Raw genomic sequence first — 16,778 nt, 5'->3', positions numbered from 1 at the left:
CGGTTATCCTCCCCGCTTCCGGTCCATTGGACGCGGACGTTATTTTTGACTAGCCCATTTGCTTGATCATTCCTGCGGGATTGAGCTTTGACTTGCGTCAAAGGGGGCGGAGCCCGCTGGCAAGCTGCGTCTAAAAACTTCCCTCATTGCTGTCCGTCTAGAAGAATGCGGACAGAGCCCTGCTTCGCATCGTATTTGTGCGGCCCCTTTAGCTCGGGGGGATTGCCGGTCTCCCAGGTGAGCATGGTACCGGTCGGATATTGCTTTATTAGAGAGTCGATCAGCTCTTTTGCATTGTCACGATTCCACACGTATTCGCGCTGAAAAGCGGGCATAAAAAGCTGATGCTCGTCAATCTTTTCGAGCGCTGCGGAAATTTTCACGGTCTTTCCTTCCCCCCAAGAGCTATGCGATGCGATGTCTACCAAAGCAAAATGCTCATTAGCCGCTGACGTATAAAAATGCCATATGCGGGTCGTCGTAAATCCAGGCTAAGTCTTTTCTGATTGCGGTGCTGATTGTAGCGGTTCTGGCACTAAAGGTTTGCAAGCTTTCTTCACTGGCTCAATTGTTTTTTTCAAATCGCCAACGCCGAATTCAATGATGTCGTCGAGCTTGTCTGCACCTTGTCTCGGCATGGCAACAACCGATGTCTTTGCGGCTGTAATTTTATCGAGTGTTTCGCTGGAGATATTGCCAAGGAAGGAGATGCCAAAATCGTGCGCCAGCGGCCGGACGTCAACAGAGCCAATTGACAAACCATCGATCGACAGAACGAGTTTGACAGGTCCGGCCTTCTCGATCTCGGGCAGCACACGTGCAAGAAGTGGGACGTCGATGACGTAGCGTAGGTCGAAAGTGCCGGTTGGACTATCGGGCTTAAACCTGAAGCACCGCAGCTTCAGCTCGCGGCCCTCTTTGCTTGTCCACGCCGAGGTTCGCACAGAGCCATCAATGAACGTGTCTTTGGATTCTTGAATCCAATAATCGTCGTAGTAGGAGCGTTTTGAGCCCATGGAAGGATCGTCGCAACCACCCAGCGCTAGTATCGCGCCGACAAAAAGTAGATTGCCGAGTTTCATTATTCTCTCTCCCCCACTCGTATCCTTGTGTCCACCCGCCGTGTCTTTACCGGCCTAGACCGAACCCAATTCTTTATATTCCGTCTTGACTCTTTCCAGGCGTGCTCCCTTCTGATCGAGCCCCCAGCGACGATCAAAAAAGAACTCAAGAGCTTTGCGGATCTCCACGCGCAAGAATTCTCCGTCAAACCCGTATTCTCGCCGAACCACATCGGCCTGCCGCTCGGAGAGACTAGATTTCGGTCGCAGCCAAATGACTGCCCCCGTATTCCAATCCTCATCTTCAGGCAGAGCGTCGCCTCGCGATCTTTCTTCAAACGTGCTGTCAGCCTCGATCCGGACCGGCAGGTAATTACGGAATTCATTGTGTTTGAAGCTGTAGGCACGCACATGCACCACTTCACCATCCGATATGAAGCGAGTAGGAGCGAGCCACTGACCTCCGTCTGCGCCGGAGGTCATCGATGTGTAACGTACATAAAGAGCGCTCTCTGATTTGATAGCCTGGTAGAGTCGAGCAATCACCTTTGGATCTGCACACCTATTTGGCCGGGGGAGCGCAGACGGAAGCCCCTGCTCTTCATTGTCAAACAGCGCACCGAATGCCTGTGCGAGATTACTCGGCACAAGTGGCACATGTGCGTCCGTTACGAAGTAGGTCTTGCGCACAGGATCATAGATAGGTGGCGTCGTCCGCGACAGGCTAAGGTAGCTCCGGAAATCAAGTGCGGCCTGTGGGTTCGAGATGCCGAAGCGTTCGACAAGATCTTTGCGGTTCGCCATTCCCCGCCAAGTGAGGCATTGGTCGAGAAATATAAGTCGTTCTCTTTGCGCGTGCTTGAGGTCGTCCAGGTTCATGCCTGAATCTTTAACTTGACGAACTTCGTATTGTCCATATAAAAACTATACATGTAAAAAATATATGGTTTTTAAGACATGCGAATTCTCCATACTGCAGACCTGCATTTGGGTCGTAATTTCAATGGGATATCTCTCCAGAACGATCATCAGGCTATTCTCGACCAAATCGTCCGCGCGGTGAATGAGCATCGCGCAGACGTCGTCATCATCGCCGGAGATATCTTCGACAGAGCAGCGCCGCCTGCGACCGCCGTTCGCCAGTTCAATGCCTTTTTGTCTCGCGTCGCATCGGAGACCTCAGCCGTGGTCGTGATGATTGCGGGCAATCACGATTCCGGCGATCGGATCACTTCGATGTCTGTCTTGACCGACGCTAAACGCGCACTCATTCGCGGCGTTGTCAGTGCCGACGAGAGACCGCTTCTTCTAACCGATGAGCACGGCACCGTCGCCTTCTCGGGATTACCCTTCTCATACGAATTTGCCGCCCGTGAGTGCTTCGCCAATGAAGCAATTGCAACGCCGGAAGATGTTCTTGCAGCTCAGATCGCGTCAGCTCGACAGTATGTTCCGGAAGGTGCGCGATGGGTGGTCGTTGCCCACGCCTTTGTCTCCGGCGCACTCGGAAGCGCTAGCGAGCGGCCTCTCGCGCCAGTCGGTGGCATCGAGACTGTCCGGCCCGAAATCTTCGATGGTGCACATTACGTCGCCTTAGGCCATCTGCATCGTCCGCAGTTCATCGAAGCGCCGCACATCCGATATTCCGGATCGCCGCTAGCGTTCGGCTTTGATGAGGCCGGCTCGGAGAAATCGATGAGCCTGATCGACATTGATGCGGCTGGCGGGACGAAGATCGAGGTCATTCCATTCAAGCCGCTTCACGCCGTGCGGGTCGTTACGGGAAAGCACGCAGATCTACTGCTCGCTGAACCTTCAGACGATTTCGTAAAAGCCGCCCTCACTGACGATGCTCCGGTTATAGATGCCATGAAACGCCTGCGTGCGGTGTTTCCGAATGCCTGTGAATTGACGTACCGACGCGACGAGCACGCTCCAGAAATCAAGTCTCTCGCAGGACGGTCCGTCAAGGTTGCCGATCCCATTGATGTTATCAGCGACTTCTTAGGGGTCATCCGAAACGATCCGATCACCGAAACTGAGCAAGCCATCATCGCGTCGGCTTTCCGCGCGATGCAGACCGAGGAGGCCGCATGAGACCTGTACGGCTGACAATGCAGGCGTTCGGCCCCTTTCCTGGTCGCATCGTTATCGACTTCCGGCATGCGGTCGATGCGGGACTATTCGGGATCTACGGCCAAACCGGCTCTGGAAAGTCGACGATCTTCAGCGCCATGACGTTTGCGTTATTTGGCGCACCTGCAAAGCCCGATCAGGACGCGCCGTCGCTGAGATCCGATCTCGCTGACGCGGCAACGATAACGGAGGTCGAGTTCGTCTTCGACATCGGCAGACACCGCTACGTTATCGTCCGCCGACCGGATCAGATGCGCCCCAAGCAGCGCGGCGATGGAGAAACACGTAGTTCGCATGAGGCGTTTCTCTTTGAGGCATCAGGCATAGCCCTTGACCAAATAACGGAGCGTCATCGCGGCAAGATCGTCGCTGAAAAGAAGGTCGGAAAGGTCGACGCCGCCATCGTAGAGATGCTTGGCTATGGAGCCGAGCAATTTCGGCAGATCGTTCTTTTGCCCCAAGGCCGGTTCGAAACGTTCCTCGCAGCAAAAACGAAAGAACGTCTCGAAATTCTGCGCGAGTTGTTCGATGTCACTCTTTATCGCGATCTGGCGGCCCGTTTGAAGACTGAAGCGGACGCAGCTGAGCGCCATGTGCGCGGCGAGCGCGAGGTCTGTGCCCGCCGTCTGAACCACGAAGGCTTCGAGAGTACCGATGCCTTGGCCGTCGGCATCCGCGAAGCCGAGACGCGCCATGCTGAGCTTATCGAAGTCGAGACTACAGCTTCTGGGCTGTCGGCGGCCGCCTCGACCGCTTGGCGCGAAGCCGAAATGGTCGAGGGACAGTTCAAGGCCGCCGACGATTCAGCGACCGCGCTCGCTGCGCTTCTAGATAGTTCTGCCGGGATCGAGTCTCTGTCCGAGCGAGTCGATAAGGCCGAGCGAGCGCGTTTTCTTCTCGATGCCGAAGGTCTCGTGTCGACGGCCGCCGGCGATGTTCGGATCGCTCTGGAAACATTGACGCGCACACAACAGGCAATGACGGTGACTGCGGAACGCGCGAAGGCCGCCCAGGATGCTCTGGATACTGAGAAGACGCGCGCCCCCGAAATAGAAAAGCTCCACCGGGAGCTGGACGACCTTTCTCGTTACAGAGGGATTCTCTCGAGCGCTGAAAGCATCCAAAGCGCTCTTGGTACGTCAGAAACGGCCGAGCGCGGCGCAGCTTCCGCTTTGGAAGATGCGCAGAAATACCTCGCAGTTCTTCACGATGACCGCGGACGCAAGGCGGATAGTCTCAAATCTGCGCGTATGGCCGACGGCCAGCGGCGCGATATTTCCGTCCGGATCGCCTCACTCAAATCATTGGTCTCCGCGGCCGAGACGTTCGAGACAGTCGATTCCGGGGTCCAGTCCGCTCAGATGGATCTCAAACGTCTGACCATCGCGCACGATGATGCCAAGAGGCAGGTCGAGACGGCGCACGCGATCTTCGAGGAGGCCGAACGAAGGCTCTCGGCGTCTCAAGCTCTCCATTTAGCTTCGAAGCTCGCTCCGGACGCCCCTTGTCCGGTATGCGGCGCGACCGAACATCCGGCGCCCGCGACACGCGCGCCTGAGCACGTCGAGAGCGATGCGGAGTTCCGCGCCGCTAAAGACGCATTGCAGAAGGCGGAGAAGGCTGCGCAAGAAGTTGCTCAAAAGCACTCGGCATCCATGAGTATCCTGCGCGAGCGTGAGGACCGTCTTGCCGAATTGGACCGGCCGGAGCAAAGCGCAGCCACCTTTGCCGCCATGCTCCTGAACGCAGAACGCGAACTCGGAAAGCTCGGACCGGAAATCGATATCGCACGATCGGAAGCCGATCTTGACGCACTAGATAGCGAAATATCGGCCTGTGAGAAAGATCGTGACGCACTCCGCGAAGCGCTCGACGAGAAGAAAACCAAGAAGATCGAAGCGCGAGCCCGCCTTGATGAAAGCCTCGCCGCCGTTCCTCTCTCCCTGCGCAGCGATGACGCCATTGCTGCTGCTGAAACGACAGCATCGGTGAAGCTTACGACTCTTGAAACTGCCAAGACGACTGCCGAACAGATCGCGATGACTGCGCGCGATGCGGCTTTCGGCGCACGAAAGGATCAGGAGGCTGCTGAGAATGCATTGACGAAGGCCCGCGAGCGTCATGGGCAAGCTATTGAAGCATTCCAATCACGTCTCGCGCGGACGGGACTGACGGAGGACGTGTATCTCGAATTGAAGCCGTCGTTCGACACCATAGATTCCGATCGCCAGACCATCAAAGCACATCATGACAATCTCGCAATCGCCAAGCATTCTGTAGAAACGACCGCTGAAGCTGTCAGCCAAAAAGTCCGCCCGGATCTTCCCTCGGTCGAAGCAGAGAGGCTGCGCGCCGAAGACGGGCTGAATAAAGCCAAAGACGAACGATTGAGCGCCAAGGGTCGATTGGGGCAACTCCAGAAGCTGCAAGGCGAACTCGCCGATATATTCCGCAAGCTTGACGAGGACGAGGCCGCGACGGGACCACTTCGCAATCTCGCTGTACTTTTCAACGGCGATAATCCGCAGAAGCTAGATCTCGAAACCTTCGCGATCGGCGCGATGTTCGATCAGGTTCTCCAGGCGGCAAATCTGCGCATCGGTCCGATGACAAATAATCGCTACCTGTTAGAGCGCGATCTTGAAAACGGCCGCGGACGTCGCGGCTTGGGCATTCAAGTCTTCGATAGTCACACGGGAAAAGCCCGGCCGACGAGTACACTGTCCGGCGGCGAAACTTTCATCTCCGCGCTCGCACTCGCATTGGGACTTGCCGACGTTGTCGAAAGTGCCAGCGGCAAGATCAGACTCGACACGATTTTCATCGATGAGGGATTCGGCAGTCTCGATACTGAAAACGGCTCGGGCACGCTCGACCAAGTGCTGCAGGTTTTGGGCACGCTCGTCAGTCAGAACCGCGCCGTCGGCATTATCTCTCACGTCCCTCTCGTACAGGAAGCGATCCCGAACGGTTTCTATGTCAGGAAAAATCTGACGGGAAGCACGGTGGAAACTCGCCAACTGACATGATGGGCGACATCATCGCCCACGTTTTCATGTCGTCTCCATGTGGAGAAGTTTGAAGCCAGCTTGAGAATAAATTTACTGCAGCCCACCTTTCAACTATTTGGAGAATAATATTTACCCGAGTGGGTGCAGACATATTGTCAAACAATCTATTTACTGATGGGGGAACGACTTGACTTCAATCGTCGACAGCTCCGCACCAATGGAAGCGACGCCCTCGGCCTCCGCTGAAATTGTATATCAAATCGCACAGAGCTTCACTTACGCGTCTTTCCAAAATGCCGTGCCGGTCATCCGATCTATCGGCGTCAAAAACCCGACTTCAGCCAACATTGAAAATTGCAGACTGGAACTGACATCCAATCCGCCCTTCCTAAGAAGCAAAATTTGGCAGATCGACAGAATTCTCGCAGGAGAATCGGTTGCACTAAGCGACAGGAAAATCGATCTCGACGCCAGATACTTGGCGGGACTGAACGAGGCCGAACGCGGCGAGCTGACGCTTCGACTATCTTCGAACGATAAAATCCTGGCGGAACAGCGCATCATCGTTCGCCTCCTCGCTCGCGACGAATGGGGCGGCGTCGCCGATATGGCTCAACTTCTTCCGGCATTCGTGATGCCGAATGATCTCGCGACAGGTACTATCCTGCGCGAAGCTGCCAGCACCCTTGCGGCCCATGGCCATTCTGCAGCGCTCGACGGCTATCAAAGCGGCACGCCACAAAGAGCATACATGCTGACGGCTGCAATTTATTCGGCCGTAGCAGCGCAATCACTTCTCTACGCTGAGCCTCCAGCAAGTTTCGAATCTCGTGGTCAGAAAGTTCGCCGTCCATCGACAATTGTATCTTCAAAACTTGCCACTTGCCTGGACACGGCTCTCCTGTTTGCGGCCGCGCTAGAGGCGACAGGACTCAATCCCATTATCTTGCTGTTTCAAGGCCATGCGGCAGTTGGCGTATGGCTGGTAAAGAAAACGCTCGCAAATGCGATCGAGCCCGACGCGATGGAGATCCGCAAAGCACTCGCTTCTCAGGAGCTGATCATATTCGAAAGCACATGCGTCAGTTATCGACCTGTTGCCACTTTCGATGCGGCTCAGAGAGCTATTCATCCCCGTATCGACGAAGAAGCCATCTCGGAATTTGTAGCCGCGATAGATGTGAACCGTGCTCGCAGCGGAGGCATAACGCCCCTCGCTTCACACGATCCGACCACCGCGATCGCTGAAGGCGATGCTCTCCCGCCCGTCGCATTGCCCTTGCCTGCGATGGCACCCATCTCGTCCCTCCCAGCGGACGTCGTCGAAGTTAAGCCCACCACGGCTGCGGGACGTATCGACCGATGGCAAAGGAAGCTTCTGGATTTAACACTTCGAAATCGCTTGCTGAACTTTCCTGATACGCGGAAGACGATCCCTTTCCTATGCACCGATGTTGGCTACCTTGAAGATCGCCTGGTCGACGGCGCCGCAATCCGTTTGATCTCCCTTCCTGAACAAAATCCGCTCGGTGAGCGTGACGCCACACTATTTCGAGAAGTGAGAGGCAAAGACCTTCAACGAGGTTTTGCGGCCGACGCGCTGATGCGAGACGAATTGGCATCGCCGCTCGATGCCCGCGAGATGGAAGCGCGGCTGATAGATCTCTACCGTCAGGTGAAAAATGACCTCTCCGAAGGAGGCGCCAACACCCTTTTTCTCGCCGTTGGATTTCTCAGATGGAAGAAAAAGGGCGAAGAGCGCACCTATCGCGCTCCGTTGCTCCTGCTGCCTGTAAAGCTTGATCGCCGAAGCGCGTCCTCAAATTTCACTTTGCGCTATCACGAAGACGAAACCAGATTTAACGCCACATTACTCCAATTCATTGAGCAAGATTTTGGCCTCGAGCTGCGACAGTTTTCGGGCGACCTACCTCGAGATGAGAGCGGGATAGACGTTCCCCGCGTACTTTCATCAATGCGTCATGCCGTCCGCGACGTGCCCGGTATGGAAGTCGTCGACGAGACGGCCCTTTCTACCTTTTCATTTGCCAAATTCCTGATGTGGAAGGATCTCGTCGAGCGAACGGAAGCCCTTCGTGAAAACCGGCTTGTTCGCCACTTGATCGACACGCCCGATAAACCATTCGAAGGCAACGGCGGCCCGTTCGTCAATGAGAACGACATCGACCGGAAATACGTACCGTCCGACATCATATCTCTCCTTCCTGCCGATTCATCCCAGCTCGCGGCCAGTCTTGCAGCAGCGGAAGGCCATGACTTTGTTATCGTAGGCCCACCCGGCACAGGAAAAAGCCAAACCATAGCGAACATGATCGCGCACTGCCTCGCGGTCGGAAAAACAGTACTGTTCGTCGCGGAAAAAACGGCGGCCCTCAACGTCGTCTATCGTCGCCTGCGCGAAAATGGCCTAGATCACTGCTGCCTCGAGCTTCACTCTAACAAAGCCGACCGCCGCCAATTTCTTGCGCAGCTGAAAAAGTCTTGGGAAAATGCAGCGCCGAATGACGTCTCTGAGTGGATCGCAGTCAATGAGCGATTACACCTTCGTCGCGACCAGCTAAATTCTTACGTCAAAGCCCTTCACAAGCGCCATGACAACGGCTTAACAGCTTACAAGGCACTTGGACTCGCACTCAAATACAGAGAGCTGCATGCGCCCAATCTGACGTGGCCGGCGTACGCTAATCATGATGAAAAAACCAGACAGGGCCTGGAGGCAATTGCTCAAGAAGTTGGCCTAGCGTTTCAATCCGTGAAATTTCACCCGGTGCTACGTCAGATTGACGTCGACGATTGGACATCGAACTGGCAGCGCGAATTGTTGAAATCGGCTGCCACCCTGAAAAGCGCAACCCAATCGCTCTGCACCATTCTAGACGAATTCTTGGTCAGTATTGGACTACCTCCAAAAGGGGACACACCTATTGCAGAGCTGGCCGCGCTCAAGAAATTCGCTGAGTGGCTCACACGAAGCGCCGGCTTCCAATTGACAATCGTATTCGACCGCGATTTCGCGATGTGCGCGCCAGCACTCACGGCACTCAACGAGGCAATTCGCGATTACACCTCAGCTCGCGGCACCCTCGCTGCGACTTATGACGATGGAGCTGTTCGGCGCATCCCGGTCGATCAAAGCGAGCTGCAGTGGAAACAAGCAGAGGCTTCATTTTGGCCAAGGAGCGCCATCGGCAAGCGAAAAGTGCAGCGGCTCTTGCAAGGATACGTAATCGAAGGGCGTGCAAACCCCGCATCCGACTTCGCGCCTCTGAGACAAATGCAAAAGGCTGAGCACAGAGCGGAAACTAACCTGCTTGCCACCAAACCTGTGGGTTTTGAAGGACTCAATACCGATACCGGCCATGTCGAACAGATCTTACATCTGGGCGATGAATTCCGCCGGAGACTTCGGGATTTGCGTCGAGATTCCGAGGAAATTGGCGAAATCCTGAGAGCTATTGAACCTGCGTTACACAATGGGGAGAACGACGAGCCTGCGCGCGAGACAGCTTTGGCGTTTCTCTCCGCGTATGCGAACTTTCAAGAGGCAATCGCAATTTTTGGTGCTCTCGCGGGGAAAACGCCCACGCTCAGCTCCGGTACTGCCCCCCTCACTGACTTGCTCGCGACTATAGACGACCTCATAGGCGCCCAGCAGATGCTGCGCGATTGGACATTTTATTGCAGAGCACGCAGGAAGGCCGAAAGCCAGAACCTCGGCGCACTCGTCGACGACATTGAATCTGGATTGGTCCCCGCCCCCGAAGCAGTATCGCGCCTACGCCTCGCATATGCTCGATGGTGGCTGCCGACTGTTCTCGATAATGATTCAGTGCTCCGAGATTTCCGCCGTTTTCAGCATGAACATGCCATATCGGAATTTCGCGAGATCGATGACCTCGTTCGATCGCACGCCAGTACACGCGTGACGAGCGCACTAGCGAGTGATTTGCCCAAAGTGCAAAATGTACCCCGTCAATCTGAACTTGGGCTTTTGCGGCATCAAATGGAGCTTCAACGTCCCAGCCGCTCCATTCGAGACATGATCGGTGCGATGCCAACAAGCTTCCCTAAGTTGGCACCCTGCATGCTCATGTCCCCGCTTTCCATCGCCCAATATCTTCCGCACAATCAGGCGCTGTTTGACGTCGTAATTTTCGACGAAGCCTCTCAGATCACAACGTGGGACGCGATCGGCGCGATCGCGCGGGGAAAGCAGACGATTATTGTGGGCGATCCCAAGCAGCTCCCTCCAACCAATTTCTTTGGACGCAACGACGATGAAGCCGATGAGGGCGTGGCTGAGTATGAAGCGGATTTGGAGAGCATCCTCGACGAGGCGCGGGCATCAGGAGTCCAGGTACGGGACTTGCGTTGGCATTACCGTAGCCGGAATGAATCTCTTATCGCATTTTCCAACCATCACTATTACCAGAACCGATTGATCACGTTCCCATCTCCTACCGTTGAAGATCGGGCCGTGCAGCTGCGCAAGGTATTAGACGGAATTTATGATCGCGGCAAAAGCCGCACCAACCGACGAGAAGCAGAAGCGGTTGTCACCGAAGCTTTAAGCCGGATGCGTCGCTGGCTAAGCTTGGATGAAAAGGATCGCCCTACACTCGCGGTCATTACGTTGAATGCTCAACAACAAAAGCTAATCCAAGATCTTCTGGACCAGGAACGACGCGCCTATCCGGAAATCGAATGGTTTTTCGACGACGATCGCATCGAGCCCACTATCGTGAAGAACCTGGAAAATGTTCAGGGCGACGAACGCGACGTGGTGCTGTTCTCAATAACATTTTCACAAGACGCCGCAGGAAAACGCACGATGGACTTCGGTGCTCTCAATCGCGACGGCGGCGAGAGACGCCTCAACGTTGCGGTGACGCGCGCACGTCAGGAACTCATCGTGTTCTCCGGCTTCACTGCTGATCAGATAGATACAGGTCGAACAAAGGCCATCGGCATACGCGATTTGAAGAGCTTTCTCGATTTTGCCGAGCGTGGCGCCATCGCTCTTCCCTCAATAACCACTCTCGGCAGCGATGGATATGAGTCGCCGTTCGAAGAGGCTGTTGCAGGCGAACTCGAGAAAATGGGCTGGGAATTGATTCCACAGGTTGGCGTCTCCGGCTTCCGAATTGACATTGGGGTTCGCCATCCGGATTCGCCAGGGGCCTATCTTGCTGGTGTGGAATGCGACGGGGCGGCGTACCATCGTTCCGCATCCGCCCGCGACCGCGACAAAGTGCGGGAACAAGTTCTCCGGGGGCTCGGTTGGAACATCATCAGAGTATGGTCCACCGATTGGTGGTTTGACCCCGATGGATGCGCAAAACGGCTACACGACGACTTGTCCGCTTTGCTTGATCGCGATCGCAAAAAAGTCGCAAACCAGGACAGCGAAGCAAGAACGATCCGTTGGGATATGGGACACGAAGTCAGCCCCATCAAATCATCGTCCGCGGAAATGCATTCCTTTGAAGAGCCTCCAGTGGTTAAAAACATATCTTCACCGGTGAAGACTTCGAATGTCGATCGCGTAGCGTCCCCTAGCGTCTTTCCTGATGACAAAACAATCTCGCCCGCGGCCGATGAAGTATTGCCCAGCAATAGCGATCAAGGCGCCAGAACCCACTACTACATCGCCGATCTTTCCCATTTCACCGCCGAGCCTGTCCAGTTCTATGAGCTTTCCTATCGTGGAACGTTGCAAGCAATGATCGACCATGTCGTCGAACAAGAAAGCCCGGTTCGCGAAGACGTTCTCGCTCAACGCATCGCGAGGGCACACGGATGGCTTCGAACCGGCAATAGAATTCGGGACCGCATACAGCAGCATTTGCGAGAGGTCGAAAGAACTGAGGAATCGAGCGGTACATTCGTATGGAGAAAGGGAACGATTGCCGACTTTCTTGCATACAGACCGCCGATAAACGACGACTCACGAAGAACAATCGCAGACATCCCAATCGCGGAACTTGCTCACGTTGTTCTCATGAACAGAGGTCTCTTGGACCAGGCTGATCCGGCGCTCGATTTAGCACGCTTATTGGGTGTCGAACGGCTCGCATCAACATCTCGGCTAAGGCTCGAAGAAGCAATCCGTCGCGTCCGAATTCACCTCGGAGGGATTTAAGAGAACTGGCCGCGGCGGAGAGCGCCTTTACCGTCTTGTCAGAAACCGCGACGCGAATTTTCTTGCGAGAGCCCGCTTGCGGAGGTGACGTGATTCATTGATGCTCCGGTCGAAATGCTTGGGTTAGCGGTGTTTAACTGCGACGTGGCCACGGCCGGCACCAAAGGACTACCCAGACTTGGCTTGCATGACATTTCTCTAGAGGTGGAGACGGAGTCCTCCGCAAAGCGCTTCATTCCCGTGTGTTGGTCTAGCTCTACGAGAAGTCAGAGATTTCGTCCACAAACTCGTCCACAATCTGAATTTTCTGCGATATCCGATGCTGCTGCAATCGAAGGGTTGATGATGGTCTTTGCGAAGAAAGGACTCCTTTTCGACATCGAATTGCCAGCCGAAGTTATGGACGCCATATGCAGGTACGCTCGAATTGATTGCCAATTTCTGAAGGTCGATGAAGCAAGCGGCCGCAACAAAATGAAACGCCAAATGGAATGGCACCTCCAGTATTTTCATCTCATTGTCACAGGTTTGGGCAGCAAACGACGCGACCGAGTCGCTCCCACTCCCGCGCAAATCAGGCATGAGTTGGACAATTTTCAATCGTCGGCCAAGCGACTTATCGCTGAACTACGAAGAATGTCGCCGCAAGCTCGACGTACGATAATGATGCAGTTAAATGTCACGAGTGCCGGGGAAGACGAACTCGTTGTGCTTGACCGTTTCCAGCTCTTTGATGATCTCGACAGCTCGCGGCGCTAACGGCACGCGGTGTTCTTTGCCTGCCTTCATGCGCTCGGCCGGCACGGTCCAGATCTTCTTTCCTAGATCGAACTCGCTCCACTGCGCACCCAGCGCTTCCGTAGTTCGGGCGGCTGTGAGAATGGTGAACTCCAGCGCGCGCGACGTGAGACCCGTTGCAACTCGCAGCTCTGACATGAACGCAGGTAGATCATCGAACGCCATCGCCGCGTGATGCTCGACCTTGGCGACCTTAGACGGTTTGGGAAGCAGGTTCGCGAGGTGGCCACGCCAACGGGCTGGGTTCTCTCCTGAAAAGGCGCCGCGCGCCTTTGCCCAATCAATAACGACCTCTATCCGGCCCCTCACCCGCGAGGCCGTTTCGGGCATCACATGCCAAATAGGTTGTATGGCATCGAGAACCATTTCGGTTGTGACTGACGAGACCCCGATGCCCCCAAACTTCGGATAGAGATAACGCCAGAGCGTGCCGTGCCACTGCTCCCGATGCTTCGCATTCTTCCAGCTCGGCTCGTGCGCAGCCATGTAAGCTTCGGCGCACTCCTTAAAAGTCATCGAGCGCGCTTTGTCGGCGGCGGCTTCCCTTTCCGCCAACCGTTTTGCCTCAATCGGATCCTGGCCGAGATCGAGTTGACGCCGCGCGTCACCGGCCAACGAGCGTGCGGTTGCAAGACTAACCGAAGCCGCCGAACCGAGCCCGAGATACCTCGGCTTGCGATCATGCATGTACCGAAAGATCCAAGAGCGGGCCCCGCTCGGCTTAACCCTCAAATAGAGCCCAGCGCCGTCGGGGTAGAGGCCCGGCTTCTTGATGTTCGAGGCAGAGATTGCATTCAAGCGATGAGTTGTTTTCGGCATCCCTGGGTCCACAAATTGGTCCACAAACGCGAGGCCGATGGTAGGCGATTTGCACCGACGCCAACAGACGCCAGAAACCACTTTTCCTTGATTTCGTTGGGGTTTCAGAAGCGCCAACCGACGTCAGTCGACACTGACAGACGGGGTCTTGGTGGAGAGGGCTCGCCTCGGCCATTCCACTAACTATTTGTTTTCGCCATGAAAAATTTTTTTCTGTGGGCAGATCATCCTAATAGATGCATCCGTTTGCGATCCGTCGCGCTCCCACCGCGATAAGCGATTGAATTTGCAATATCCGTTGGCGCCAAAATCGGCGGACAAACCCTCCACCAAACCACTCAAAATTAGGACCGCCAAAATTCATCCGTTGACGGATTAATCCGTTGCGGCTAGGGCGGATTCCGAGGTGCCACATGGACACCGAAACGGCCACGCGGCGGGGACTACGCCGTGCTTTTAGAGGTGTATGGAGAAACTCAAACTTCTCGATCTTTTCAGCGGTATCGGCGGCTTCAGCCTCGGGCTTGAAGCATCTGGCTATTTCGAAACAGTTGCCTTTTGCGAAACCGAGCCAAAGTGCCATTCAGTCCTTTCGCGACATTGGCCCGGCCTTCCGATTTTTGATGATGTGACTACCCTCACTAGAGAGAGTTTGCGTGCAAGAAACGTTATTCGAGTCGACGCCATCTGCGGCGGGTTCCCGTGCCAAGATATTAGCACGGCAGGAAGTAAGATCGGCCTTAGTGGCGAGCGAAGCGGACTATGGCGAGAGTATGCCCGCCTTATTGGCGAACTTCGACCGGACGTCGTATTCGTGGAGAACGTTTCAGCAATGCTTGAGCGGGGAGCGGGAGCCGTTCTCGGAGACTTGGCCTCGCTCGGGTATGATGCGGAGTGGCACTGCATACCTGCTTCCGCCGCCGGGTCTTTTCAGCCGCGAGACAGGCTCTGGATTGTTGCCTACCCTCACGACGAAGGGCAATCAGTTAGCCCCTTCCATGGTGGCGAAGCACGCCGGATGCAGGCGCTTTGCAGACTTCTTGGGGATCACGAGTGGCCTCCTTTCCCCGACAATAGCGGAATGGATGATGGGATTTCCGGAAGGCTGGACCGCGTCGCAATGCTCGGAAACGCCGTAGTTCCGCAAATTCCACAAATGCTGGGACGAGTTTTTGGGCCACCGGCATTAGAAGCTTTTGAACGCTACGGTTTGTGATCTGGACGAAGAACTCCAATCAGCATTTCAAGCTTTGCGTTGGTCACGCCTTCTTTTTCCGATACAGAATTTATTGCCCCCACAAGCTCATGATGGTTTGTTTCCACTTTGTCTGCGAGCTTGCTCAAGCTTCCTCGTAGTTCCGAAGCGTTGCTGTTCATTTCGCTTCGCACTTCAGACACGCCCGCGTTTATCGCGTTTAAAAAATAGACGCCGACGAAACAAGCTAGCGCGATGAATCCCTGTACGACCAGCGGAGCAATCCAAGACATGGGGGATGGCTGGGGATTCTGCGTCGCTGGTTTGGGCACGGCTACCGTTCCTCTTGGGTCAATTATAGATGTCGGACGCTGGATGGGAATGGTGGACTTGTTAGGAGCATCTAATTTGCGACGCGGAAAAATCAAAATGTTTGAATGCTGCTTGTAGTCGACGCTTGGAAGGGGATTTTGCCCGCGTGGATCAGCCTTCAATTTTTTGGGAAAGAGTTCGTTTTCCCTAGGACTGATCTTCATGACTGCCCCTGAGACGCGCGAAGCTTCTTGATTGAATCAGCATCGAAGTATCCTTGCGAGGTCAGAACATCGAGCATGCGTTCAAAGAAAAGAAATGTATTCAAAAAGCTTTGCATCGACATGATGACCTGAGCGGCAACTTTTTGCGCGGCATCACTTTTGCCGTCCGTCGCGGGATCGAGGCGCGACAGGTAAAACTTAACTACTGCCTCGCTATTCGCGAAGTTCGTCACGCCATCGGAAAAGATGACGGGCGCGTCGGGATACAGGGCGTTCGAATTTGCCGTCTCCTGCTGCGACTGAAGCAATGAAAGAATTTTTGATAAAGCGTCGCTCTCTTCGCTCATAGCTCCCCCTCTAAGAAAAGTAGGAACGCTTATACCGTCAGAGATGATTAGGTTCAAAGCCGCGATGGGCTGGCAGCGGACGGTTACAGTAGCGGGCTCCACCGTTGTGGCCTCTCGCACCTACTAGGTGATTGCATCTCAACGCCTTACGCGCGCCGGCTCACAAAAACGCAAAAATAGCCGCCTCTGAACGAGATTCAGGCTTGGGTCCTAATTTCGGTCCTAATCGTGCAGGCCGTTTGGGGGTGTTTTGGCATTCGCGCAAAATCTCACGAAAGCCTAGGCAAAGCGCAGATTTTAAAGGAGATTTTGAACGTCTACGAACAGGTGCGGATTGGTCGTTGGTGGAGAGGGCTGGATTCGAACCAGCGTAGGCGAAGCCAACGGATTTACAGTCCGTCCCCTTTAGCCACTCGGGCACCTCTCCCCGAAGCCGCGTGCCGCGGCCCAGAAATGAAAGCGCCCTGCCAAACGGGGCAGGGCCTTTCGTCGGGTTATCTTCACGACGGCCGCTCCTGTCAATCGGAAAAGCGCCAATGTGCTCTTGCGCCCCCATCCACGGCCGGGCAAAGAACAGTATTTCCCCAGGCGGAAAGAAACGACCGCCTATAGAGTTGAGGCCAAGCCCTGCAGAAACCACGTTTTAACAAGCCGTGGCGCGACAAGAAGCGCCCCAGTGGGTTTGCCTCGCGCGGACCAAATGCGCCATTTC

At 55.1% G+C, this 16,778-nt stretch carries 10 protein-coding genes and 1 tRNA gene; 4 read left to right on the top strand and 7 right to left on the bottom strand.

Annotated elements, in window-relative coordinates; translation table 11 throughout:
- Positions 1-143 precede the first annotated feature (143 nt).
- The 3 genes from ACLB1Z_RS09755 to ACLB1Z_RS09745 form a co-directional block, all read right to left on the bottom strand.
- Positions 144-383 carry a DUF262 domain-containing protein gene (locus ACLB1Z_RS09755; protein ID WP_409563124.1) on the bottom strand — a complete coding sequence of 80 codons (240 nt, stop codon included), beginning with the start codon at positions 381-383 and terminating at the stop codon, positions 144-146.
- 108 nt (positions 384-491) lie between these two features.
- The gene (locus tag ACLB1Z_RS09750; RefSeq protein ID WP_409563123.1) at positions 492-1,082 is read right to left on the bottom strand and encodes a hypothetical protein; all 591 of its coding nucleotides are present in this window, start codon (positions 1,080-1,082) and stop codon (positions 492-494) included.
- 54 nt (positions 1,083-1,136) lie between these two features.
- A complete protein-coding gene (locus ACLB1Z_RS09745) occupies positions 1,137-1,940 on the bottom strand; it encodes a hypothetical protein (RefSeq protein WP_409563122.1) in 804 nt (267 codons plus the stop codon).
- Positions 1,941-2,018: 78 nt separating this feature from the next.
- On the opposite strand from ACLB1Z_RS09745, the gene ACLB1Z_RS09740 reads away from it, so the two are divergent.
- From ACLB1Z_RS09740 to ACLB1Z_RS09730, 3 genes are all read left to right on the top strand, one after another.
- A complete protein-coding gene (locus tag ACLB1Z_RS09740; protein WP_409563121.1) occupies positions 2,019-3,158 on the top strand; it encodes an exonuclease SbcCD subunit D in 1,140 nt (379 codons plus the stop codon).
- Positions 3,155-6,226 carry an AAA family ATPase gene (locus tag ACLB1Z_RS09735; RefSeq protein ID WP_409563120.1) on the top strand — a complete coding sequence of 1,024 codons (3,072 nt, stop codon included), beginning with the start codon at positions 3,155-3,157 and terminating at the stop codon, positions 6,224-6,226. Before ACLB1Z_RS09740 ends, ACLB1Z_RS09735 begins: the two co-directional genes overlap by 4 nt.
- A 169-nt stretch (positions 6,227-6,395) precedes the next feature.
- Entirely contained in the window at positions 6,396-12,371 is a 5,976-nt protein-coding gene (locus ACLB1Z_RS09730) for a DUF3320 domain-containing protein (RefSeq protein WP_409563119.1), read from the top strand.
- A gap of 672 nt (positions 12,372-13,043) precedes the next feature.
- Here ACLB1Z_RS09730 and ACLB1Z_RS09725 read toward each other — a convergent pair.
- On the bottom strand, positions 13,044-13,988 hold the full coding sequence (locus ACLB1Z_RS09725; RefSeq protein WP_409563118.1) for a tyrosine-type recombinase/integrase: 945 nt from the start codon (positions 13,986-13,988) through the stop codon (positions 13,044-13,046).
- A gap of 466 nt (positions 13,989-14,454) precedes the next feature.
- Here ACLB1Z_RS09725 and ACLB1Z_RS09720 point away from each other — a divergent pair, with 466 nt between their 5' ends.
- Positions 14,455-15,204: a DNA cytosine methyltransferase gene (locus ACLB1Z_RS09720; RefSeq protein WP_409563117.1), complete on the top strand. Its 750-nt coding sequence runs from the start codon at positions 14,455-14,457 to the stop codon at positions 15,202-15,204.
- Here the strand turns inward: ACLB1Z_RS09720 and ACLB1Z_RS09715 are convergent.
- From ACLB1Z_RS09715 to ACLB1Z_RS09705, 3 genes are all read right to left on the bottom strand, one after another.
- Positions 15,192-15,719 (bottom strand): hypothetical protein, encoded by a 528-nt coding sequence (locus ACLB1Z_RS09715; RefSeq protein WP_409563116.1) that lies wholly within the window; start codon positions 15,717-15,719, stop codon positions 15,192-15,194. The two genes, ACLB1Z_RS09720 and ACLB1Z_RS09715, sit on opposite strands and share 13 nt — an antisense overlap.
- Positions 15,716-16,168 carry a hypothetical protein gene (locus tag ACLB1Z_RS09710; protein WP_409563115.1) on the bottom strand — a complete coding sequence of 151 codons (453 nt, stop codon included), beginning with the start codon at positions 16,166-16,168 and terminating at the stop codon, positions 15,716-15,718. The genes ACLB1Z_RS09715 and ACLB1Z_RS09710 overlap by 4 nt, the downstream gene beginning before the upstream one ends.
- 240 nt (positions 16,169-16,408) lie before the next feature.
- A tRNA-Tyr gene (locus ACLB1Z_RS09705) sits at positions 16,409-16,493 on the bottom strand.
- Positions 16,494-16,778 lie beyond the last annotated feature (285 nt).

The sequence above is a fragment of the Hyphomicrobium sp. MC8b genome (assembly GCF_905067615.1).
Lineage (GTDB): Bacteria > Pseudomonadota > Alphaproteobacteria > Rhizobiales > Hyphomicrobiaceae > Hyphomicrobium_B.
The sequence above is the reverse complement of the archived record's forward strand: the minus strand, read 5'-3'. Positions and strand labels throughout refer to the sequence as shown.

Excerpts from the sequence above, each read along its gene's own strand:
- ACLB1Z_RS09735 (WP_409563120.1), top strand. The coding sequence starts at position 3,155 with ATGAGACCTGTACGGCTGACAATGCAGGCGTTCGGCCCCTTTCCTGGT.
- ACLB1Z_RS09720 (WP_409563117.1), top strand. The coding sequence starts at position 14,455 with ATGGAGAAACTCAAACTTCTCGATCTTTTCAGCGGTATCGGCGGCTTC.
- ACLB1Z_RS09740 (WP_409563121.1), top strand. The coding sequence starts at position 2,019 with ATGCGAATTCTCCATACTGCAGACCTGCATTTGGGTCGTAATTTCAAT.
- ACLB1Z_RS09750 (WP_409563123.1), bottom strand. The coding sequence starts at position 1,082 with ATGAAACTCGGCAATCTACTTTTTGTCGGCGCGATACTAGCGCTGGGT.
- ACLB1Z_RS09745 (WP_409563122.1), bottom strand. The coding sequence starts at position 1,940 with ATGAACCTGGACGACCTCAAGCACGCGCAAAGAGAACGACTTATATTT.
- ACLB1Z_RS09725 (WP_409563118.1), bottom strand. The coding sequence starts at position 13,988 with ATGCCGAAAACAACTCATCGCTTGAATGCAATCTCTGCCTCGAACATC.
- ACLB1Z_RS09715 (WP_409563116.1), bottom strand. The coding sequence starts at position 15,719 with ATGAAGATCAGTCCTAGGGAAAACGAACTCTTTCCCAAAAAATTGAAG.